This window comes from Cellulomonas olei (assembly GCF_039548315.1).
Lineage (GTDB): Bacteria > Actinomycetota > Actinomycetes > Actinomycetales > Cellulomonadaceae > Cellulomonas.
Window position 1 is genome coordinate 53,198 of the sequence record NZ_JBCLVN010000013.1, and the last position, 21,258, is coordinate 74,455.

Below are 21,258 nucleotides of genomic sequence, written 5' to 3' on the forward strand. Positions count from 1 at the left end.
GGACACCTCCGCCGCGTACGGTCCGTCCACCGGCCGCACCGCGGCGCGCCGGCTGGACCATCGCGACCGTCGGGGGAGGGAGCCGCGTGTTCGAGCACGTCGACCCGTTCATCGGCACGGAGGCCACGGCGCTGCCGCCGCAGACCGGCCTGGCGGCGACCTGGTGGTGGCCGAAGCCGCAGGTCGGGAACACGCACCCGGGGGCGACGTACCCGCTGGGGATGGTGAGCGCGTGCGCGTACTCCGGCGCGTACCCGACGGGGTACGGGCGGTACGACCTGTCGACGGAGGGGCTGCCGCCGGAGCTGCACGCGGGGACGCGGGCGTCGGGGTTCACGCACTTCCAGCAGTCCGGCACGGGGGCGATCCGCAAGTACTACAACTACGTGCGGGTCACGCCGATGCTGCAGCCGCTGGACGACCTGGGCCTGCTGTACGACGTGGTCGAGGAGGAGGCGGAGCCCGGCTGGTACGCCGCGACCCTGGACTCGGGCATCCGGTGCGAGGTGACCGTGGGCCCGAAGTCCGCGGTGCACCGGTACACGTTCCCCGCGCACCGGGACGCGCGGCTGGTCATCGACCTGAGCCTCGGCGGGCTGGACATCCCGTACGGCCGGACCGTGCCGCTGCGCGCGCACCTGCAGGCCCTCGCCCCGGGTGTGGCGCAGGGTGAGATCACCGTCGAGGGCGCGCCGCTGGCCGTGCACGTGGAGTGCGACGCTCCGGCGTCCGCGCAGTGGCGGCAGCTGCTCTGGTACGACCGGCGCCTCATGCCGGGCGGCACACGGCTGGACTTCGACCGCATCCGCCCGACGACGCTGCGCCCGTTCGGGTTGATGTGGGCGGGCCGCGCCGAGCCGGGGCAGGTGGTGGAGCTGCGGTTCGGGTTCTCGCTGCGGGGCGTGGAGCAGGCGCGGGAGAACCTCGAGCGGGAGTGCGGCCCGGGGCCGGCGTCGTTCGCCACGCGGCGCGCCCGGACGGCCCAGGCGTGGCGGGAGCACCTCGGCAGGGTGCAGGTCGACACGCCGGACCCGGGCAAGCACACGGTGATGGCCACGGCGCTGTACCACTCGATCGTGAAGCCGTGCCTGGCCCCGGACGAGAGCCCGTTCTGGCCGACGGACACGCCGTTCGCGTTCGACATCGCGACGATGTGGGACATCTACCGCACGCAGCTCCCGCTGCTCACGGCCCTCGTGCCGGAGCGGGCCGTCGAGCTGGCGACCGCGATCCTCCACATCGCCGAGGAGGAGGGGAACTTCCCGATCGGCTACCGCATGGCGCGCGGCGCGGACCGGTTCTCCCGGCAGGGCAGCGCGCTCGCGCACACGTTCTTCGCCGACCTGTGCGCCCTCGGCATGCCGCTGGACTGGGACTGGGCCCTGGTGCACCTGCACAACGACCTGCGGCGCACGTACGGCGAGGAGTTCCTGCTGCACGGCCGCGCGCACCCCATCAGCCACACCCTCGACCTGGCGTTCGGGTACTTCTGCACGGCGGTGATCGCGCAGCAGGTCGGCGACCGGACGCTCGTGGCGCAGTTCGCCCCGCTGGCGGACCGCTGGCGCAACGCCTTCGACCCGGGGACGGGTCTGCTGCGGGACTCGACGTTCTACGAGGGCGGCCGGTGGAACTACTCGTTCCGGCTGCTGCACGACATGGCGTCGCGCATCGAGCTGGCGGGCGGCGACGCGGCGTTCGTGGCGCTGCTGGACCGGTTCTTCGGCTACGGCGCGGCGCCCGTGACGCAGCCCGGCCTCGCGCCGGACGCGGACGAGATGCTCGCCGGGTACGCGCTGCACCGGTTCGAGGGCCTGAACAACGAGCCGGACATGGAGGCGCCCTGGGCGTACCAGTACGCCGGCCGCCCGGACCGGACCGCCGAGGTGGTGCACGCCGTGACGCAGCAGCAGTTCGGCACGGGGCGCGGCGGGCTGCCGGGCAACGACGACTCCGGCGGGCTGTCGTCCTGGTACGTGTGGGCGAGCCTCGGCCTGTTCCCGGTCGCCGGGCAGAACCTGTTCCTCGTCAACGCCCCCGCCTGGCGGGAGGCCCGGGTCGACGTCGGCGGGCGGCCGTTCACGATCGACACCCGCGCGTTCGTCGAGCCGGAGCCCGGCGGCCCCGCGCAGTACGTGCAGCGCGTGCTGCTGGACGGCGCGGAGCTGGACCGCACGTGGCTGACCGGCAGCGAGCTGCACGCCGGCGGCCACCTGCGGGTCGACCTCGGGCCGGAACCCGGGCCCTGGACCGGCGCCGCCCGGCCGCCGTCGCACCCGGGCAGACCCGCCGGCTCCCCCGCCTGAGCGCGACCGGGCGCCGACCCGGCACCCACCCGGCGCCCAACCGGCGCCGACCCGGCGCCCACCCGCACGGACCCTGACCGGGACGCACCCGCCCCGGCCCCCGGTCCCGCCACCCCCGCAGCACCCCGACCGTCACCCCCGCACCAGCCGCGCCCCACCCCGGAGGTTCCCGTGACCGACACCGTCCTGACCCCCGCGTCCGACACCCCGCCGCGCCGCGTGGACCGCCGCCTGGTGATCGTCGTGCGCGCCGACCCGGTGATCTGCGGGCACTCCGGCGAGGCCCGCAACCTCGCGGAGGCCGCGCTCGACCGCGGGTTCGACGAGGTCCGCATCGTCACGTGGCCGATCGACCGGCTGCAGGCCGCCGGGCTGCCGCTCAAGCCGCTGGACCGGGTGCTGCCGTACCGGGAGGGCGTGGTCGTCGAGCGGCCCGACCCCGTCGGCGACTACAAGGTGCCGGACGGCCGCTGGGTCGCGGGCCTGATCGGCCGGCTGGTCGAGCTGTTCACCGACGGGGTGCCGACCGTCGCGCTCTCCCTGTACCTGAGCCCGCACGCGACGGCCGTCGCGGACGCGGTGCACGTCGCCCGCCGCACCGGGCTGCCCGTGCGGGTGACGACGGTCGCCGAGGCGGTCGGGTCCGACGTGACGAACGTGGTCCGCGCGTGCGTCGAGGCCGACCGGTTCGGCGCGGCGGCGCACGTCCTGTCGTCCTACCTGGAGCACGACGTCTGCCTGGCCGTGTCGGAGTACACCCGGGAGCTCATCGTCGCGGAGGCGCAGGCGGTGGACGCGAAGCACGGCACCACGTTCGCGCAGCAGTGCCGCGAGCGCGTGCGCATCTCCTACCCGGCGGTGGACGTCGCGCGGTACCTCGCCCGGGACGACGCCGAGACGGACGCCGTGCTCGCCGCCCGGGGCCTCGACCGCGACGGCTACGTGCTGTACCTGTCCCGGCTGGCGGCGGCGAAGGGCGTCGACGACCTCATCGACGGCTACGCGGCGAGCAGCGCGCCCGGCACGCACCGCCTGGTGGTCGCCGGCAACGGCCCCGACGCGGCACGGCTGCGCGCGCACGCGGCGGCGTCGCCCGTCGCGGACCGCGTCCTGTTCCTCGACGACGTGTCGGACGACGAGAAGCCGCACCTCATGGCCGGGTCCGCCGCCTACGTGCTGCCGAGCAAGCCGCGGCCCGAGTTCGTCGAGACGTTCGGCATCGCCCTGGTCGAGAAGATGCTGTCCGGCGGCGGCCCCGTCATCACCACGGAGACCGGCGGCATCCCCGAGGCGGTCGGCGACACGGCGACGATCGTGCCCGTCGAGGACCCGGCCGCGATCGCGGCGGCGCTGGACGAGGCGCTCGCCCTCGGCGCCGCGGAGCGGGAGCAGCGCGCCGACGCGGCGCGGGAGTTCGCCCTGCGGTTCGACCGGGCCGTGGTGCTGGACGCGATCCTCGAGGCGGTCGAGCAGGTCGGCGGGGTGCCGGCGCGGGCGTGAGCCGGAGCGCGCCGACGCCCGCACCGCCCCGGGATCCGGGTCGGTGCGGGCGTCGGCGGGACGGTCAGCAGCCCGACGGCATCTCGGGGAAGTCAGCCGCCGGGACCTCGAAGTTCTTCTCGTAGAACGACGCCAGCCCGCCGCTGCTCTGCTGCTCGCACAGGAAGGTGTCGAGCACCGTCACCAGGCCCGTGTTGCCCTTCTGCACCGCCCAGGAGCCGTACCCGAGCGCGAGCGGCTCGGGCAGCTCCGCCTTCTGGACCTGCCCGGGGTTCGCCTTGATGTACTGGGCGAGGATGTAGTCCTCGACGACGGAGCCCTGGGCCCGGCCGGTGGCGACCTCGAGCAGCGCGGCGTTCTGGTCGGGGAACCCGGAGATCGTCGCCTGGGGGAACGTGTCCGTCGCGAGCTGCTCACCGGAGCTGCCCTGGAGGGCGGTGATGACGGTGCCGCTGGTGTCGAAGTCCTCGACGGTCGCGTCCGCGTCGTCGCCGTCCGGCACGGCGAGCACCGTCGTGTAGGGCACGTACGCGCGGGAGAAGTCGACGACCTCCTTGCGCTCGTCGGTGGCCGTGAGCCCGACCGACACCATGTCGAACTGCTTGCTCTGGAGGCCCGGGATGAGGCCGTTGAAGTCGAGGTTCTGGATCTCGAGCTCCAGGCCGAGCTCGTCGGCCAGCGCGTTGAGCAGGTCGACGTCGTACCCGGCGGGCTCGTCGTCCTCGTCCAGGTACATCTCGGGCGGGAACTGCAGGTTCATCCCGACGGTGAGGGTGCCGTCGGTCAGCAGGCCGAGGTCGTCCCCGGCGGCTGCCGGCTCGGTGCCGTCCGAGCCGGCGGACGAGCCGCCGCCGCACGCGGCGAGCACGGCGACGAGGGCGAGGGCGACGCCGGCGACACCGGCACGTCGGGCAGGGCGTGAGGTCATCAGGTGCACGGGGTGGGTCCCTTCTCGGGCCGGTGCCGGGGGGAGGCTCCGGGGGATCAGACCGCAGCGGGCTCGCGGCGGGCGGAGGTGGTGGCGACGAGCTCGTCGATGCGGGCGCGGCGGCGGGCGCGCAGGGCGCGGGCGAGCCGGCCCTGGGGCGGGCTGGACAGCAGCTTCTCGACGAGGCGGAACAGGAAGTCGATGACGAACGCGGCGACGACGTAGATGCCGGCGGCCGCGGTGTAGAGCACGAACGGCTGGAACGTCGTGCTGACCAGGTTCTGGGTGACCCGGACGACCTCGAGCAGGCCGATGACCGTGAAGGTCGAGGTGTCCTTCACCATCCCGATGAACATGCTGCCGATGTTGGGCAGGGCGATCTTCGCGGCCTGGGGCAGCACCACGGAGAAGAAGATCCGGCTGGGGCGCAGGCCCAGCGCCTGCCCGGCCTCGCGCATCCCGGGCGGGACGGCGGTGAGCGCGGACCGGAAGATCTCCGCGAGGAACGCCGAGTACAGCAGCGAGAGCGCGATGACGCCCGCCTGGTAGACGCTGAACGAGATGTCGAACGCCAGCGAGATGCCGAAGTACACCCAGATGACGCTGACGAGGGCCGGGATGCCCCGGAACACGTTGACGTACCCCGCGGCGATCCACGAGAACGGTGCGCGCGCCATGCGCAGCAGGGCGAGGAGCATGCCGAGCACCACGGACACCACGAGGGCGGTGGCGGACACCCGCAGGGCCACGACCAACCCGTCGAGGAGCTGCTGCCGGTGCTCCCAGATCAGCGACCAGTCCATCACTTCACCGCCTGGAGGAAGTCACGTGCCCGCTGGCTGCGGCACTCGGTGTAGAACTCCCGGCCGCCGGTCTCGACCACGCGGCCGTGCTCGAGGAAGACCGTGAGGTCGCCGATCTCGCGGGCGAAGCCGATCTCGTGGGTGACGACCACCATCGTCATGCCCGACTCGGCGACCTCCCGGATGGTGCGCAGCACCTCGCCGACGAGCTCGGGGTCCAGCGCCGAGGTCGGCTCGTCGAACAGCATGACCTGAGGGTCGAGGGCCAGGGCCCGCGCGATCGCGACGCGCTGCTGCTGACCCCCGGACAGCTGGGACGGGTAGTGCCCGGCGCGGGCGAGGAGCCCGACGCGGTCGAGGTCGCGCGCCGCCCGCTCGTCGGCCTCGCGCCGCCGCATGCCGAGGACGGACCGCAGGGGCAGCGCCACGTTGTCGAGCGCGGTGAGGTGGGGGAACAGGTTGAACTGCTGGAACACCATGCCGACCGTGCGGCGCAGCTGGAGGGCGGTGCCGCGGGGGTGCGCGGCGCCCGGCAGCGCGGTCCCGTACTCCCGGCCGTCGACGACCAGGGAGCCGCCCGTCGGCCGCTCGAGCAGGTTGATGCTGCGCAGCAGGGTCGACTTGCCGGACCCGGACGGGCCCAGCAGCACGACGTGCTCGCCCTTGTGGACGTCGAGGTCGATGTCGCTGAGCACCTCGAGCGGTCCGAAGGACTTGCGCAGCCCGCGCACCGACACCACGGGGGCGCGGACCTCGTCCGGGGCGGGGTCGGCGGGTGCGGGTCGGGTCTCGGTCACGGTGCCTCCCTGGGTCATCGCCGGCCTCCGTCGGTCGCCGCGTACCAGGCGGTGAACCGGTCGATCCCGTCGGTCAGGTCCGCGGCGGAGGACGCGAGCGACAGCCGCAGGTGGCTGCGGGCGGTGCTGCCGAACGCGGTGCCCGGCGCCAGCGCGACGCCGTGGCCCACCAGGTCGATCGCGGCGGCCCGGGAGTCGGCGCCCGGGGCGAGCGGCAGCATCAGGTAGAAGGCGCCGGCGGGCGGCTCGACGTCGATCCCCGCGGCGGCCAGCCGGCCGACGACGAGGTCGCGCCGGTCGCGGTACGTGGCGACCATGCGGGCGACCGCGTCCTGGGGGCCGCGCAGCGCCGCGAGCGCCGAGGCCTGCGAGGCCGCCGAGACGGAGGACAGCAGGGGCTCCTGGACGCGCGCCAGGGTGGGCGCGAGCCAGGCGGGCGCGGCGAGGTAGCCGACGCGGGACCCGGTCATCGCGTAGGTCTTGGAGAAGCTGAACACGCTGACCACGTCGTCGGGCGCCATGGCCGCGACGTCCGCGTGCGCGCCGTCGAAGACGATCTCGTCGTAGACCTCGTCCGCGACGACCGTGACGCCGTGCTCCACCGCGGCCTCGACCACCGCGCGCACCAGCTCGGCCGGCAGCACGGCGCCGGTCGGGTTGGACGGGGTGTTGAGCACGAGCGCCCGCGTGCGCGGGGTGATGAGCGAGGCGACCTCGGCCGGGTCCGGCCGGAAGCCGTTCTCGGGCCGCAGCGGGTAGTGCACGGGCACCCCGCCGAGCAGCAGCGTCTGCATCTCGTAGTTCGGCCAGGCGGGGTCGGGCACCAGCACCTCGTCGCCGGGCTCGACCAGGACGGCGAGCACGGCGGCGAGCCCCTGCACCGCTCCCTGGCTGACGATCACCCGCTCGGGGTCGTCGGCCAGGCCGTAGCGCGCGTGCAGCCGCTCGGCGATCGCGGCGCGCAGCAGCGGCACCCCGGCGCTGGGCGTGTAGCGGTTCGCGGTGGCGAGCGCCTCGTCCCCGGCGGCCACCACGTGCGGCGGGGTCGCGAAGTCGGGCTCGCCGATCTCCAGGTGCACCACGTCGGTCCGCCCGTACGCGAGCATGACGATCTCGCGGATGCCGGAGCCGGGGACGGCGGCGGCGGTCGCGGCGAGCGACCGCGCACGGTCGGACCGGGCCGCGGTGGCGGGGGTGGTCGGCGCGGTCATGCCCGCGCTCCGGGGGTGCTCATCGGTTCTCCTCGGCGTGCACCGTGCCGGCCGGTGCCGGTGGCGTCACGCTGCGTCGCTGGAGCCGAACGTAACCGCGCTGCGTTACAACGGAAGTTGTCGACTGTTACAGACCTGCTAAGTGCTCAGAGAAATCGCGCCTCACCTGTCGTCCGCAAGTTAGGGTCACGGCATGGTCTTGCACAGCACCTCCCCCGCCGTCGGGCTGTGGAGCTCGCTCGCCCACCCCGCCACGCTCCGGCTGCTGGCCGCCGCCGCGCCGGACTGGCTGGTCCTCGACGCGCAGCACGGCACCTGGGGGGACGGCGAGCTCGTGGCGGTGCTGCCGCTGCTGGACACGCCGGTGCCCACCTGGGTGCGCGTCGCCGACGGCCGGCACGCGAGCATCGGGCGGGCGCTGGACGCGGGCGCGGACGGCGTGGTCGTGCCGATGGTCGACTCCCCGGCGCAGGCGGCCGCGGCCGTGCGCGCGTGCCGCTACCCCCCGCACGGCGCGCGGAGCTGGGGTCCCGCCGCCGCGCTCGTCGGCCGCCCGGTGCCGTCCCCGGCGGCGGCGGACGCCCGGGTGCGGTGCGCGGTCATGGTCGAGACGGCCGAGGCGCTCGCCGCGGTGGACGCCATCGCCGCGACACCGGGGCTCGACATGGTCTTCGTCGGGCCCTTCGACCTGGCGCTCGCGCTGGGACGCACCGTGGACGACCTGCTGGCCGACGAGGACGTCGGGGCCCCGCTGCCGGCGGTCGTCGCCGCCTGCCGCGCGGCCGGGGTGCGGGCCGGCGCGTTCGGCGGGGACCCCGACCGCGCCGCCCGGCTGGTCGCGCTCGGGTTCACCGACGTGGTCGCGGCCACCGACGCCGGGCTGCTCGCCGGCGCCGCCAGGCGGGAGGTCACCCGCTGGGCCGGCGACGCGGCGGGCGAGGGCCCGCACGGCGGGTACTGAGCCCGGGCACCCGGCCGGGCGGTCAGGCGCCGGCGGCGCGCAGCAGCGCGTGGTCGGCGGCCGGGTCGCCCGCGGGGTCGGTGTCGACGACCACCTCGGCGACCCCCGCGGCGCGCAGCTCCGACACCCGGGCGGCGACGTCGGCGCAGCGGCCGGCGGAGTCCGCGACGCGCAGCACGACGTGCAGCGCGTCCGGGTCCCGGCCCGCCTGCTCGGCGTAGCGGCGCACCTCGGCGACCTCCCGGGCCAGGAGGGCGGGGTCGAGGCCGGGCGCCGGCTGCTGCGCGAGCCACCCGTCGCCGAGCGTGCCCGCCCGGCGCAGCGCGGCCGGCGAGTGCCCGCCGACCAGCAGCGGGACGGGACGCACCGGGGCGGGCAGCACCAGCAGGTCGTCCGGCAGGGGGTGCGCGCCGGGCGCCCAGCCGTCCGGGCGGCCGGCAGGACGCCCCGTCCAGCAGTCGCGCAGCAGCTCGATCGCCGCGGTGGCGAGCCGCCCGCGCCGGTCGAACGGCACGCCGAGCGCCGCGAACTCCTCCCGCAGCCAGCCGGTGCCGACGCCGAGCACGAGCCGCCCGCCGGACAGCGCGTCGAGGCTCGCGGCCTGCTTGGCCAGCAGCACGGGCTGCCGCTGCGGCAGCACCAGCACGGCCGTCCCCAGCCGCACCCGCTCGGTGACGGCCGCCGCCGTGGTGAGCGTGACCAGCGCCTCCAGGTACGCGACGTCGGTCGGCCACCGGGCGACCCCGTCGGAGGCGAACGGGTAGGCCGAGGCGACCCTGCCGGGCAGCACCACGTGGTCGCTCACCCAGAGGGAGTCGAAGCCGGCGGCCTCCAGCGCGATGGCCGCCGCGCGGACGGCCGGCCCGGTGGCGGCGGCGCCCGTGTGCGGGAGCTTCGCGCCGACCGCCCAGCCGGACCCGGCACCCGAGGGCGCGGGACCCGCCGGGCGGGGCGCCGTCCCGGGCGTCTCGCCGCTCATCCCGCCGCCGACCAGCCGCCGTCGACCGGGAGCACCACGCCGGTGACGTACCCGCTCTCCGGCGCGGACAGGAACGCGACCGCCTCCGCCACCTCCTCCGGCCGCGCGGGCCGCCGCATCGGCACCCGCGCGAGCAGCGCCTCCCGGCGCCCGGGGTCCCCGAGCGAGCCCGCGGACATCGCGGTGTCCGTGACGCCGGGGGCGACGACGTTGACGGTGATCCCGTCGAGCGCCCAGTCGACGGCGAGGGCCCGGGCCAGCATGAGCACCGCCCCCTTCGACGTCGCGTACGCGGCCTGGCCGGGCAGCGCCCGCAGGGAGTTCACCGAGCCGACGAGCACCACGCGCCCGCCCTCGCCCTGGGTGAGGAACCGGCGGGCCGCCGCCGTGGCGACGTCGTACGAGCCGAGGACGTTGACGGCGAGGGACTCCCGGACCACGTCGGTCGGCAGCGTCGCCGCCGCCCCCGTCCGCTCGATCCCCGCGCTGGTGACCACGACGTCCAGCCGCCCGTACCGCTCGACGGCGCGCTCGACCACCTCGTCCCCCGCCCCCGCGGCCGCGACGTCGGCGGTCACCGCCAGGCCGCCGACCTGCGCGGCGACGGCCTGCGCCGCCGCGGGGTCCCGGTCGACGCACACCACGTCGTCGCCGCGGGCCGCCAGCCGCCGGGCCACCGCGGCGCCGATGCCGGCGCCCGCGCCCGTGACGAGCGCGACCCGCGTCACGCGAGCCACCCGCCGTCCACCACGAGGACGTGCCCGGTGACGTACGAGGCCTCGGGCGACGAGACCCACGCCACCGCCTCGGCGACCTCGGCGGTCAGGCCCAGGCGGCCGAGCGGGATCCGGGCCGCGGCGAGCGCCGCCAGACCGTCGTCGTCCGCCCCGAGCCCGCGCATCAGCGGCGTGTCCATCGTCCCGGGGGCGACGCCGTTCACCCGCAGGCCGTGGGGGCCGAGCTCGCGCGCGGCGGCCTGCGTCAGCAGCTTCACCGCCGCCTTCGACATGTCGTACGCGAGCATCGGCGTGGACGACGCCGTGAACGACGAGGTCGACCCGACCGTGACGATGCTGCCCGCCCCGCGGGGCACCATGACGGCGGCGGCGGCCTGGACGGTCGCGTACGTCCCGCGCACGTTGACGGCCATCGTCGCGTCGAAGGCCGTCAGGTCGTCGTCCAGCGCGGAGGTCGGCCGCGCGACGCCCGCGCACGCCACCACCGTGGTGAGCGCGCCGGCGGCGTCGGCCTCGAGCACCGCCGCCCGCACCGCCGTCGCGTCGGTCACGTCGAGCACGACGCCCCGCGCCGACCCGCCCGCCGCGCGCACCAGGTCGACGGTCGCCGCGACGCCGTCGGCGTCCCGGTCGGCCACGGTCACGACGTCGCCGCGGTCCGCCAGCCGTCGGCAGACCGCGCGGCCGAGCCCGCTCGCCCCTCCGGTGACGAACGCGGCGTCGGTGGAGGTGGAAGATGTCACCTGCCCATTGGAGCAGCCTCACGCTACGCACATGTAAAGCCGAACCGGCTCCTGGACTCACAGATGAAACACGACGCCCGTACGCTGGCGATCGCACCGAGACCCCAGGAGGCACCGTGAAGGTCGGCGTCGGTCTGTACTGCCTGCAGGCCACCGCGAGCACGCCCCGGCATCCCACCACCCCCTACCGCGAGCTCCTCGAGGACGCGCGGCTGCTGGAGGGCCTCGGCTACGAGGGCATGTGGCTGTCCGAGCACCACTTCTTCTACGACGGCTACTGCCCCGCGCTGCTCCCCGTGGCGGCCGGCATCCTCGCGGCGACGACCCGGCTGCGCGTCGGGACCGGGATGATGCTGCTGCCGCTGCAGGACCCGGGCCGCGCCGCGCGGCTGTCCGCGGACATCGCGCGGCGCTCCGGCGGCCGGCTCGACGTCGGCGTCGGCCTCGGGTACCGCGACGTGGAGTTCGACGGCAAGGGCGTCCGTCGCCAGGACCGGGTGGCGGCGCACCGCGCGGGCCTCGCCGAGCTGCAGCGGGTCGCGGTGCCCGCGGGCGCGACCGTCTGGAACGGCTCCGCCACGCCGCAGGGCGTCGCGCGGGCCGGCGCACGGGGGCAGGGCGTCCTGCTGTCGGGCGCGAACCCGCTGCCGCTGGTCGCCGAGCTGGCCGCCGCCCACCGCGAGGGCTGGGAGCGGGCCGGGCGTCCCGGCGGGGTGCGACCCCGGGTGTCCGCCCTGCGCAACGTCTGGCTGACCGACGACCCGCACGAGGCCGCCGCCGTCCTGGACTGGCAGCGCGCGAGCTACGTGCTCTACGCGGGGCTGGGCTGGAGCGTCGCGCAGCAGGCCTCGACGGAGGCGATGGACTTCCGGGCCGACCTCGACAAGGCCGTGGGCCAGGCGGTCGCGACGTCGATCGTCGGACCCGCCGGCCTGGTCGCCGACGGCCTGGCGGAGGTGCACGCCGCCGGCGTGGACGACGTGGTGCTGCGCGTGATCATCGAAGGCGCCCCCGCGACCGCGGTGCGGCGCATGCTCGGGCGGATGGCCGACGAGGTGCTGCCCGGCCTGGAGAACCTGGAGGCGGCATGAGGATCGGCGCCCTGCTCACGGACCCCGCGGACGTCGTCCCCGCGGCGCGGGCCGGCCTGTTCGGCGTCCTGCTGGGGCCGGCGGCCGACGGCGGCGCGGACGACGCCGGCAGCGCGGCGGCCGCGGAGGTCGCGACCACCACGCGGGACACCCGCGTCCTGGTGCCCGTGCGGCTCGGCACGGAGAACCCGGTGACGCTCGCCGAGGAGGTCGCCGTCCTCGACCACCTCAGCGGCGGGCGCGTCGTCGCGGTCGTCGACCCGGGCGACCTGGACGACGCCGCGGCGGCCGAGGACGTCGGCCTGCTCCGCGCGTGCTGGTCCGGCCGCCCCGTGCGGCACCGCGGTGCACGCTGGTCGGTGCCGAGCGGCGTGATGGGACCGGACATGCCGACGCACGTCGCGGTGACGCCCGTCCCCGCACAGGTCGACGTCCCCGTGTGGCTCACGCGTGCGGTGCCCGGCACCGGGCTGCCCGTGCTGGCGACCGAGCCCGCCGCGGCCCGCGCCGACGTGCAGGTGCAGCCCGGGACCGCCGACCTCACGGGCGACCTCGAGCACGACCGCGCCCTGGTCACCGCGTGGTCCGCCGCGGGAGCGACGCACCTGCTGGTCCGTCCGCCCGCCCCGGCGGGTCGGGAGGCGTCGGGGGCGCCCGGTGCGACATTCTTCGGGCTGTACGTCGCGCGCTACCTGCAACCGGAGGTGTCCATGCCGGGCTTCCCGCGGATCATGGCGGAGGCCGACCTGCCCGCCGCGTGGACGCCGTGACGCCCGCACCGCGCGACGGCGACGGCTCGCCCGGGGCCGACGGCGCCCCGCGGCGGGCACGCCGCAGGACCACCGCACCCGCGCCGTCGCGCCGCAGCTCCATGTCCGGCCTCGCCGGGTTCGTCGAGCGGCAGGGGCCGCCCGTCCCGCTCGACGACATCGACCGCGAGCTGGTGCGCCGCCTGGCCGCGGACCCGCGGGCGTCGCAGCGCCAGCTCGCGCGGGAGATCAGCATGTCCGGGCCGGCGGTCGGCGAGCGCATCGCCCGCCTGGAGCGCGCCGGCGTGATCCGCGGGTACACCGTCTCCGTCGACTGGGCCGCGCTGGGCTTCCCCGTGCTCGCGTACATCCCGATCAGCATCGCCCCGGGGGCCGACCTCGCCCAGATCCTCACGGACCTGCACGACGTCCCCGAGCTCGAGGAGCTCGTCGCCGTCACCGGCACGTACGACCTCATCGCCCGGTTCCGGCTGCGCGACCACGCCCACCTGCAGGCGCTGCTGCTGGAGCAGCTGTGGCAGATCGACGGGCTCCAGCGGATCGAGACGTTCCTCAGCCTCGGCGAGGTCCGCGGCGCGAGCCTGCTGCAGCGGCTGCTCGAGGACCGCGACGAGGCCGGCGACGACGGGCACGCGGACGGGCCCCCGGACGCCGGAGCCTGACGGACCCGGGCCGGCCCGGCACCGCGCTCGGAGGGCGGAACCGCCGCCGAACCGGTAGGAACAGAGGGCATGACCCGCGTCGGCTTCCACAACTCGCACGAGCAGGTCCACCCGAGCGCGCTCCTCGCCGCCACGCAGCACGCCGAGCAGGCGGGCTTCGACGCGGCGATGTGCTCCGACCACTGGGCGCCGTGGAGCGTGCACCAGGGCCACTCCGGGTTCGCCTGGACGTGGCTCGGGTCGGCGCTCGCCACGACGCGGCTGCCGTTCGGGGTGGTGAACGCGCCGGGGCAGCGGTACCACCCGGCGGTCGTCGCCCAGGCCGCGGCGACCCTCGCCGCGATGTACCCGGGGCGGTTCTGGGTGGCCCTCGGGTCGGGCGAGAACATGAACGAGCACATCACCGGGGACCCGTGGCCCCCCAAGCCGGAGCGCGACGCGCGGCTGCGCGAGTGCGTGCAGGTGATCCGGGCGCTGCTCGCGGGCGAGGAGGTCACGCACCACGGCCTCGTCACGGTGGACCGCGCGCAGCTCTGGACCCTGCCGGAGGTGCCCCCGCGCCTGGTCGGCCCGGCGGTCACCGCGCAGACCGCCCGGGCGCACGCCGACTGGGCGGACGGCCTGGTCACCGTGAACCAGGACCTCGAGACGCTGCGCCGCGTGGTCGGGGAGTACCGGGACGCCGGCGGGCGCGGGCCGGTCGCGCTGCAGGTGCACGTGTCGTACGCGACCGACCCGGACGAGGCGTGGCGGCTGGCGCGCGAGCAGTGGGCCGGCAACGCCGCGGGGCCGCCCGCCGCCTGGGACCTCGCGACCCCGGAGGCGTTCGACGAGCTCGCGGCGACGGTGGACGACGAGACGCTCGGCACCGCCGTGGTCGTCGAGCACGACCCCGAGCGGCTGCGGGACCGGCTGGTCGAGCTGGTCGAGGTCGGGTTCGACGAGGTGTACCTGCACCAGGTCGCGACCGACGTCCGGCCCGACCACGGCAAGCACGACGACGCGACGCCGACCGTGACCCGCCCGCCGTCGTCGCTGGACGCGTTCATCGACCTCGCGGCGGAGCACCTGCTGCCCGCGCTGCACGCCGTCGGGGCCGGCACCGGGGAGGACGCGGCATGAGGATCCGCGACACGGGCGACCTGTGGTGGAAGAGCGCGGTCGTGTACTGCCTCGACGTCGAGACGTACATGGACTGGGACGACGACGGCACCGGGGACCTGCCCGGCCTGGTGCAGCGGCTCGACCACCTGGCCGACCTCGGCGTCACGTGCCTGTGGCTCATGCCGTTCTACCCGACGGCCGACCGGGACGACGGCTACGACATCACCGACTTCTACGGCGTGGACCCCCGCCTCGGTGACGCCGGCGACCTCGTCGAGCTGATCCGCACGGCCCGCGACCGCGGGATCCGCGTGATCGCCGACCTCGTGGTCAACCACACGTCCGACCGGCACCCCTGGTTCCGCTCGGCGCGCAGCAGCCCCGACAGCCCGTACCGGGACTTCTACGTGTGGCGGACCGACGAGCCGCCGCCCACCGGGGACCAGGTGGTGTTCCCCGACCAGGAGACGGGCATCTGGACGTACGACGAGCGGGCGGGGGCCTGGTACCGGCACCGGTTCTACCGGCACCAGCCGGACCTCAACACGGCCAACCCGGCCGTGCGGGACGCCATCGCGAAGGTCGTCGGGTACTGGGCGCAGCTCGGCCTGTCGGGGTTCCGGGTGGACGCCGTGCCGTTCATGCTCGCGGACACCGCGAACGCCCCCGGCGACGACATCGAGCACCCGCACGAGTTCCTCAAGGCGCTGCGCTCGTTCCTGTCCCGCCGCACCGGCGACTCGATCCTCATGGGCGAGGTCAACCTCCCGTACGAGGAGCAGCGGCTGTTCTTCGGCGACCAGGACGGCGACGGCGACGCGGAGGGCGACGAGCTGACGCTGCAGTTCGACTTCGTCCTCATGCAGCAGATGTACCTGGCGCTCGCCCGGCAGGACGCGGGGCCGCTCGCGCAGGCGCTGCGGGACCGACCCGAGATCCCGCACGGCGCGCAGTGGGCGACGTTCGTGCGGAACCACGACGAGCTGACGCTCGACAAGCTCAGCGACGACGAGCGGGCCGAGGTGTTCGCGGCGTTCGGGCCGGACGAGGACATGCAGCTCTACGGCCGCGGCCTGCGGCGCCGGCTGCCCCCGATGCTGGACGGCGACCCCCGCCGCGTGCGGATGGTCTACTCCCTGCTGTTCACGCTGCCGGGCACGCCGGTGCTGTTCTACGGCGAGGAGATCGGCATGGGCGAGAACCTCGCCGCCGACGGCCGCCTCGCCGTGCGGACGCCGATGCAGTGGACGTCCGGCCCGAACGGCGGGTTCTCGGCCGCGGCGCCCCGGCGGCTGGCGGGACCGGTCGTGGAGGGCGGCTTCGCGCCCGAGCACGTGAACGTCGCGGACCAGCGGCGCGACCCGGACTCGCTGCTGGCGTTCGTGCAGCTGCTCGCGCGCCGGTACCGGGAGTGCCCCGAGCTCGCGTGGGCGGAGCGGGCGGAGATCCTGGACCAGCCGCACGCCGCCGTGCTCGCGCACCGGTGCACGTGGCAGGACGCGTCGATGGTCGCGCTGCACAACCTCGGGCCCGAGGCGGTGACCGTGCCGCTGCGGCTGCGCGACCTCACGCGCCCGGCCGGTGAGGCGGGGCCGGCGGACGACACCGCGTCACGGGCGAGCGGCGACGCGGACGACCGCCCGGTGCGGCTCGTCGACCTGCTGGAGGACGGGGCGTGCGAGGTCGGGCCGGACGGCCGGGTGGAGCTGGAGCTGCCGGCGTACGGGTACCGGTGGCTGCGGGTGGTGCAGCCGGGGTCGCGCCGGCTGCTGTGACGCGCCGCCCGGGCGGTCAGCGCCGGGTCACCGACCACCGGCCCGCGGCGAGGTCGACGAGCCGCGGCAGGATGACGTCGCCCGCGGCGCGCAGGCCGTCGTGCAGGTACTCGTTGGTCACCCAGACCTGCGCGTTGCCGACCCGGTCCGCGGTGCCGAGCGCGAGGTCGAGGTCCACGTACGGGTCGTCGACGTACTGCACCGCCGCGAGCGGCACCTCGTTCGCGGCGAGCCGGGCGGGGTCGTACAGCGCGGGCCACGACGTGCGGGCCGCGAGCGCCTCCGCGGCCCCCTGGAACGGCCGCAGGGCCCGCACCTCCGCGAACATCCACGGGAACACGGCCTCCCCCGTGAGCCCGAGCGGGCGCGCGGCGGCGTCCATCCCGGGCTGCCGCTCCAGCTCCGCCTGCGCCGCCCAGCCGCCGGCGCGCTCCCCCTGGTGGTAGATGACCTCCTGGAGCACCGCGTACAGCGGGTTCGCGTCGAACCCGGTCTGCGCCTGCACCGCGAGCGCGGTCGCGTCGTCCGGCACGCCGTCGTCGTCGACGTCGAGGGTGTCCAGCAGCCAGTGCAGGGCGTCGACCCCGGTGCTCATCCCCAGCGGCATGCCGAGCGTCTGGAGCCGGCGGACCGTGAACCGGTCGCCGTCGGGCAGCCGGACGTCCCCGGCGGCGAGCCGGTCCGCGAGCGCCCCGAGCCGCGCGACGTCGTCCGGGTAGCGCCGCGCGAACGCCGCGACCCGGGCCTGCTGCCGCGGGAACGTCCGGGCGTACACGTCCTCCGCGGTCGCGGTGATCCCCGGCAGCCCGCCGGTGACGTAGCAGGCGGTGAGCGCCTCCGGGTGCCGCGACAGGTAGGTCAGCGTGAGGAACCCGCCGTACGACTGCCCGAGCGTCGCCCAGCGCCGTCCGCCGAACACCTGGTGCCGCACGGCCTCCGCGTCCTCGACGATCGCGTCGGCGCGGAAGCACGCGAGGTAGTCGGCGAGCTGCTCCCCCGTCGCGAAGCGGGCGGCGGTCCGTCCGTCCACCCGCGACGACCGGCCCGTCCCCCGCTGGTCCAGCAGCACGACGCGGTGGGTGCGCAGGGCCGTCGACCACCACCCGCCGCCGAGCGGACGCGGCCCCATGCCGCCCGGACCGCCCTGGAGGAACAGCAGCAGCGGCAGGTCCTCGGCGTCCCGCGCGGGGTCGACGAGCTCCCGCGCGAACACCTCGATCGCGGGGAACCGGCCCGGGTCCGCGCGGTCCACGGGCACCTCGACGCGGTGGTCGCGGACCAGCACGGGAGGCACGAGGAGGGTGCCGGGCGTGCCGGTGGGATCAGCGGTGGGCTCGGTGGTGGCGCGCGGCTCGGTCACGTCCAGCACCCTAGGCGGCGGCGCCGCCCGACCGGCCGCGGGACGGTCCGGGGACGGCCGTGTTTCCGCCGCGTCAGCCGGGCCGGGCGGGCGTAACACCTGCGTGAACTTCGTCCGCGCCGCCTTGTCGCCGGCTCGCGCCCCTGCCGACACTCGGCTCGGACGCCGGGGCGGGTTGCCCCGGCGGAGCGGGGGGCTGGGCATGACGACGGACGACGCACCGGGCAGCACCGGACTGGCCGACCCGGGTCCGCCGGGGCGCCTGACCGTGGGCGCGCCCGCACCGCCGTGGCTGCACGAGGCGCTGACGGCGGCGTGGGGCTGGGACCCCGCCGAGACCGAGGTGGCCCTGCTCGGGCTGTCGCACAACGCGACGTTCGGCGTCCGCGTGCGGGGTGTCCCCGTGGCCGTCACCCGCGTCGCGGCGCCCCCGTACATGGACGACACCGCGGTGGTGGAGTCGGAGGTCGCGTGGGTCGCGTCGATCGCCGGCACGGGCGCCGTACGCGTACCCACGACCATCGCCCCGCTCGACGGGCGGACCGTCGCCCTCGTGGCCGACGAGCTCGACCGGCACTGGGTCTGCCACAGCGCGACGTGGGTCCGGGGGACCATGGCGGACGACGCGACCGCACCGGTCGAGCTGCACCACCGGCTGGGCACGACCGCCGCGGTGCTCCACGAGCACGCCCTCGGCTTCGCCCGACCGCGCGGCTTCGTGCGCCCGGCGTGGGAGCCGGCGGACCTGGTCGGGCCCGGCAGCCGGTGGGGTGCCTGGGAGGCCGCCTGCCTGCCCCCCGCCCACCTCGCCCTGCTGGCCCGGGCCCGCGACGCGGCGCTCGACGCGCTCCACGACGCCTCGCGCGCGCCCGACGCCTGGGGGCTGGTCCACGCCGACCTGCGCCCCGGCAACGTCCTGCTCGACGGGGACGACCTGACCGTCATCGACTTCGACGACTCCGGCTTCTCCTGGTTCGTGCTCGACCTCGCCGCCGCCCTCACCGGCGTCGAGCACCTGCCCGACGCCCCCGAGCGCGCCCAGGCGTGGGCCGCGGGCTACCAGGAGGTCCGCCCGCTGACCAGCGCGGACGAGCGGACGGCGTGCGCGCTGTCCATGCTGCGCCGGCTCCAGGTGCTCGGCCGCACCGCCACCGACCCCCGGGGCGGGCCGTCCGGCGCGCTGCGGGCCGAGCAGCCCGCGGGGTCGGTGCTCGTCGCGGAGCGGTACCTGCGGTCGCCGACCTGGCTGCTGCGCTGACGCGGAGGGGGAGCGGGCGCCACCGGGGTGGAACCATGGGGGCGGTGACCCCCCTGCTGCGCGTCTGGCGCCCGACCGACGCGTCCGCGCTGCACGACGCGGTGGCAGCCGACCCGTCGCTCAGCCGCCAGCTCGGCGGCGCGGAGCTGCCCGACGTCGCGGACTGCGCCGACCTCATCGCGACGCGCCTGGCCGCCACCGGCCCCGGGGGCCACCACCTCGCGGTGACCGTGGACGACGTCGCGGTCGGCGACGTCGGTCTCAGCGCCCTCGACCACGTCCACGACACCGCGTGGGTGTCGTACTGGCTCGCCCCGGAGCACCGCGGCCGCGGCCTCGCCACCCGGGCGCTGGAGGCGGTGGCACGGTGGGCCCTGGACGACCTGGGGCTGTTCCGCCTCGAGCTGGGCCACCGCACGAACAACCCCGCGTCCTGCCGGGTGGCGACCCGGGCCGGGTTCGTCGCCGAGGGGGTGGAGCGGGCGAAGCTGCGCTACGGCAGCGAGCGCTTCGACGTGGAGACGCACGCGCGGCTGGCGACCGACCCGCGGCCGGAGGTCGAACCGCTGCCGCTCCGGCCCGGGGTCGCGGGTGGAGCGGGCCGTCCTCCGCACGGTGACGGCGCGCCGGGGCGGTGAGCCCCGGGCCGGTGGACGCCACGGCGCGCAGGTCGCGCAGCGGTCGCCGACTCCTCCCCAGGTGTCGGGGCGTGCACGGTCCCCCGTCCGGGCGGCCGCGCCGCGCCGACGTCACGCCGTGCGGGTCAGGATCGGCGTGCCGCGGCCCGACCACCCCTGGAGGACACCGCCATGACGAGCACCGCCAGCCCCACGCCCGCGGCGTACGCGGCCAGGTCCCGCCACGCGAACGTGGTCCCCAGGACGAACGTCGCCGGCGGCCACCGGTCGACGAGCAGCGCCGGGCCACCCGTCGCCTGCGCCGCCTCGACGACCCAGCAGAGCACGACCGCCGCGACCGCACGGCGCCGCAGCGTCCACCGGGGAGCGGCGACCGACACCAGCAGCAGCACGAGCACCGCGTACAGGGCGTCGCCCAGCACGTCGGCCGCGGCGCCGGAGCCCACCCGAGCCGTCACGAGACCCGCGGCGACCACGGGCCCGACGGCGAGCGCGGGGCCGCGCCGGCCACCGCGACCGGCGGCGTGCGGGGCCGGGGGTGCGGCGGGTCCACCGGGCGCCTCGGGTGCGGCGGGGGTGACCGGCGCGGTGCGGGTGGTCGGCCCGGCGCGGGTGGCCGGCGCAGCGGGCGTGGCCGGCGCAGCGGGCGTGGCCGGTGCCGCGGGGGCAGCGGGTGTCGCCCGTGTGTCGGGCGTCGCCTGTGTGTCGGGCGTCGCCCGTGTGTCGGGCGTCGCCGGTGTGTCGGGCGCAGCGGGGCGGGTCATGGCACCTCCGCGGGTCACGCTAGGGAACCCTCCGTCGTGGCGGGCGTCGCGGACGGGCAGGTCGCGGGCGGGTGCCGTGTGGGTGCGGTGTGCGACCGTTCCGCCGTGACACCCTCCCCCACCCGGCTTCCACGACCCCCGGCGCGCCGCGCCCCGCGCGCACGACGCGGACACGGACCTCGCGGCGGGAGGCACCTGGGCTGGGCCTGGCTCGTCCTCGTCGTCGCGGTGGCCCTCGGCGCGGGCGTCCCGGCGTGGTCGCAGGCGCAGGACGCCGGCAGGTTCCCGGTCACGCAGCAGGACCTGGAGCGTGCCCGGACGGAGCTCGACGCGCTGCCGGTGAAGGGCCGAGCGCCCCGCACCGGCTACGACCGGGACCGGTTCGGCCCCGCGTGGGCGGACGTGGACCGCAACGGGTGCGACACCCGCAACGACGTGCTCGCACGGGACCTGACGGACGTGACGTTCGAGCCCGGGACGCACGACTGCGTGGTGCTGTCCGGGACGCTGACCGACCCGTACAGCGGGGCCACGGTCGCGTTCGAGCGCGGGCCCCGGAGCGCGGACGTGCAGATCGACCACGTCGTCGCCCTCTCGGACGCCTGGCAGAAGGGCGCCCAGCAGTGGGACGCCGAGCGGCGCCGGCAGTTCGCGAACGACCCCGCCAACCTGCTCGCCGTGGACGGCCCCACCAACGGCGCCAAGGGGGACGGCGACGCCGCGACGTGGCTGCCGCCGAGCACCGGCTACCGCTGCGCGTACGTGGCCCGGCAGGTGCGGGTGAAGGCGGCGTACGGGCTGTGGGTCACGCGCGCCGAGCACGACGCGATCGACCGCACCCTCGACGGCTGCGTGGTCGCGGACTGAGCGG

The 21,258-nt window shown here is 76.3% G+C and carries 20 protein-coding genes; 11 read left to right on the forward strand and 9 right to left on the reverse strand.

The window, feature by feature from the left end; all coding sequences use genetic code 11:
* The first annotated feature begins 86 nt into the window (after window positions 1–86).
* Window positions 87–2,306, forward strand: coding sequence for a glycoside hydrolase domain-containing protein (locus tag AAHH18_RS06545; protein ID WP_343301028.1), 2,220 nt, complete (start codon window positions 87–89; stop codon window positions 2,304–2,306).
* Window positions 2,307–2,477: 171 nt separating this feature from the next.
* The gene (locus tag AAHH18_RS06550) at window positions 2,478–3,806 is read left to right on the forward strand and encodes a glycosyltransferase (RefSeq protein WP_283318609.1); all 1,329 of its coding nucleotides are present in this window, start codon (window positions 2,478–2,480) and stop codon (window positions 3,804–3,806) included.
* Between the two features lie 64 nt (window positions 3,807–3,870).
* On the opposite strand, the gene AAHH18_RS06555 is transcribed toward AAHH18_RS06550, so the two are convergent.
* From AAHH18_RS06555 to AAHH18_RS06570, 4 genes are read right to left on the reverse strand one after another with little or no spacing between them, the layout of a single operon-like run.
* Window positions 3,871–4,734: a substrate-binding periplasmic protein gene (locus tag AAHH18_RS06555; RefSeq protein ID WP_283318610.1), complete on the reverse strand. Its 864-nt coding sequence runs from the start codon at window positions 4,732–4,734 to the stop codon at window positions 3,871–3,873.
* A 56-nt stretch (window positions 4,735–4,790) separates the two neighbouring features.
* Window positions 4,791–5,537, reverse strand: coding sequence for an amino acid ABC transporter permease (locus tag AAHH18_RS06560; protein ID WP_283318611.1), 747 nt, complete (start codon window positions 5,535–5,537; stop codon window positions 4,791–4,793).
* Entirely contained in the window at window positions 5,537–6,334 is a 798-nt protein-coding gene (locus AAHH18_RS06565; protein WP_283318612.1) for an amino acid ABC transporter ATP-binding protein, read from the reverse strand. The genes AAHH18_RS06560 and AAHH18_RS06565 overlap by 1 nt, the downstream gene beginning before the upstream one ends.
* A 14-nt stretch (window positions 6,335–6,348) precedes the next feature.
* Entirely contained in the window at window positions 6,349–7,545 is a 1,197-nt protein-coding gene (locus AAHH18_RS06570) for a pyridoxal phosphate-dependent aminotransferase (RefSeq protein WP_343301029.1), read from the reverse strand.
* Window positions 7,546–7,738: 193 nt separating this feature from the next.
* Here AAHH18_RS06570 and AAHH18_RS06575 point away from each other — a divergent pair, with 193 nt between their 5' ends.
* Complete coding sequence (locus AAHH18_RS06575; protein WP_343301030.1) at window positions 7,739–8,506, forward strand: HpcH/HpaI aldolase family protein; 768 nt, start codon at window positions 7,739–7,741, stop codon at window positions 8,504–8,506.
* 22 nt (window positions 8,507–8,528) lie between these two features.
* On the opposite strand, the gene AAHH18_RS06580 is transcribed toward AAHH18_RS06575, so the two are convergent.
* The 3 genes from AAHH18_RS06580 to AAHH18_RS06590 are packed head-to-tail and all read right to left on the reverse strand — an operon-like array spanning window position 8,529 to window position 10,965.
* The gene (locus tag AAHH18_RS06580; RefSeq protein ID WP_343301031.1) at window positions 8,529–9,485 is read right to left on the reverse strand and encodes a TIGR03619 family F420-dependent LLM class oxidoreductase; all 957 of its coding nucleotides are present in this window, start codon (window positions 9,483–9,485) and stop codon (window positions 8,529–8,531) included.
* Window positions 9,482–10,222, reverse strand: a complete 741-nt coding sequence (locus tag AAHH18_RS06585; RefSeq protein ID WP_343301032.1) for an SDR family NAD(P)-dependent oxidoreductase — start codon at window positions 10,220–10,222, stop codon at window positions 9,482–9,484. Before AAHH18_RS06585 ends, AAHH18_RS06580 begins: the two co-directional genes overlap by 4 nt.
* Entirely contained in the window at window positions 10,210–10,965 is a 756-nt protein-coding gene (locus tag AAHH18_RS06590) for an SDR family NAD(P)-dependent oxidoreductase (RefSeq protein WP_343301033.1), read from the reverse strand. Before AAHH18_RS06590 ends, AAHH18_RS06585 begins: the two co-directional genes overlap by 13 nt.
* 116 nt (window positions 10,966–11,081) lie before the next feature.
* Here AAHH18_RS06590 and AAHH18_RS06595 point away from each other — a divergent pair, with 116 nt between their 5' ends.
* From AAHH18_RS06595 to AAHH18_RS06615, 5 genes are all read left to right on the forward strand, one after another.
* On the forward strand, window positions 11,082–12,056 hold the full coding sequence (locus tag AAHH18_RS06595) for an LLM class flavin-dependent oxidoreductase (RefSeq protein WP_343301034.1): 975 nt from the start codon (window positions 11,082–11,084) through the stop codon (window positions 12,054–12,056).
* Window positions 12,053–12,826 carry an LLM class flavin-dependent oxidoreductase gene (locus AAHH18_RS06600; protein WP_343301035.1) on the forward strand — a complete coding sequence of 258 codons (774 nt, stop codon included), beginning with the start codon at window positions 12,053–12,055 and terminating at the stop codon, window positions 12,824–12,826. The genes AAHH18_RS06595 and AAHH18_RS06600 overlap by 4 nt, the downstream gene beginning before the upstream one ends.
* A complete protein-coding gene (locus tag AAHH18_RS06605; RefSeq protein ID WP_343301036.1) occupies window positions 12,823–13,488 on the forward strand; it encodes an Lrp/AsnC family transcriptional regulator in 666 nt (221 codons plus the stop codon). Before AAHH18_RS06600 ends, AAHH18_RS06605 begins: the two co-directional genes overlap by 4 nt.
* A 69-nt stretch (window positions 13,489–13,557) precedes the next feature.
* Window positions 13,558–14,610 carry a TIGR03885 family FMN-dependent LLM class oxidoreductase gene (locus AAHH18_RS06610; RefSeq protein ID WP_343301037.1) on the forward strand — a complete coding sequence of 351 codons (1,053 nt, stop codon included), beginning with the start codon at window positions 13,558–13,560 and terminating at the stop codon, window positions 14,608–14,610.
* Window positions 14,607–16,367: an alpha-amylase family protein gene (locus AAHH18_RS06615; RefSeq protein WP_343301038.1), complete on the forward strand. Its 1,761-nt coding sequence runs from the start codon at window positions 14,607–14,609 to the stop codon at window positions 16,365–16,367. The genes AAHH18_RS06610 and AAHH18_RS06615 overlap by 4 nt, the downstream gene beginning before the upstream one ends.
* Window positions 16,368–16,383: 16 nt before the next feature.
* Here the strand turns inward: AAHH18_RS06615 and AAHH18_RS06620 are convergent, their stop codons facing one another.
* Window positions 16,384–17,727, reverse strand: a complete 1,344-nt coding sequence (locus AAHH18_RS06620; RefSeq protein ID WP_459349093.1) for an alpha/beta fold hydrolase — start codon at window positions 17,725–17,727, stop codon at window positions 16,384–16,386.
* 202 nt (window positions 17,728–17,929) lie between these two features.
* Here AAHH18_RS06620 and AAHH18_RS06625 point away from each other — a divergent pair, with 202 nt between their 5' ends.
* The gene (locus tag AAHH18_RS06625) at window positions 17,930–18,985 is read left to right on the forward strand and encodes a phosphotransferase enzyme family protein (RefSeq protein ID WP_343301039.1); all 1,056 of its coding nucleotides are present in this window, start codon (window positions 17,930–17,932) and stop codon (window positions 18,983–18,985) included.
* Window positions 18,986–19,029: 44 nt separating this feature from the next.
* The gene (locus tag AAHH18_RS06630) at window positions 19,030–19,623 is read left to right on the forward strand and encodes a GNAT family N-acetyltransferase (protein WP_343301040.1); all 594 of its coding nucleotides are present in this window, start codon (window positions 19,030–19,032) and stop codon (window positions 19,621–19,623) included.
* Window positions 19,624–19,748: 125 nt separating this feature from the next.
* Here AAHH18_RS06630 and AAHH18_RS06635 read toward each other — a convergent pair whose 3' ends face one another.
* Window positions 19,749–20,081: a DUF2809 domain-containing protein gene (locus AAHH18_RS06635; RefSeq protein ID WP_343301041.1), complete on the reverse strand. Its 333-nt coding sequence runs from the start codon at window positions 20,079–20,081 to the stop codon at window positions 19,749–19,751.
* A gap of 534 nt (window positions 20,082–20,615) precedes the next feature.
* Between AAHH18_RS06635 and AAHH18_RS06640 the strand changes: the two genes are divergently transcribed.
* The gene (locus tag AAHH18_RS06640) at window positions 20,616–21,254 is read left to right on the forward strand and encodes an HNH endonuclease family protein (RefSeq protein ID WP_343301042.1); all 639 of its coding nucleotides are present in this window, start codon (window positions 20,616–20,618) and stop codon (window positions 21,252–21,254) included.
* Window positions 21,255–21,258: the final 4 nt, after the last annotated feature.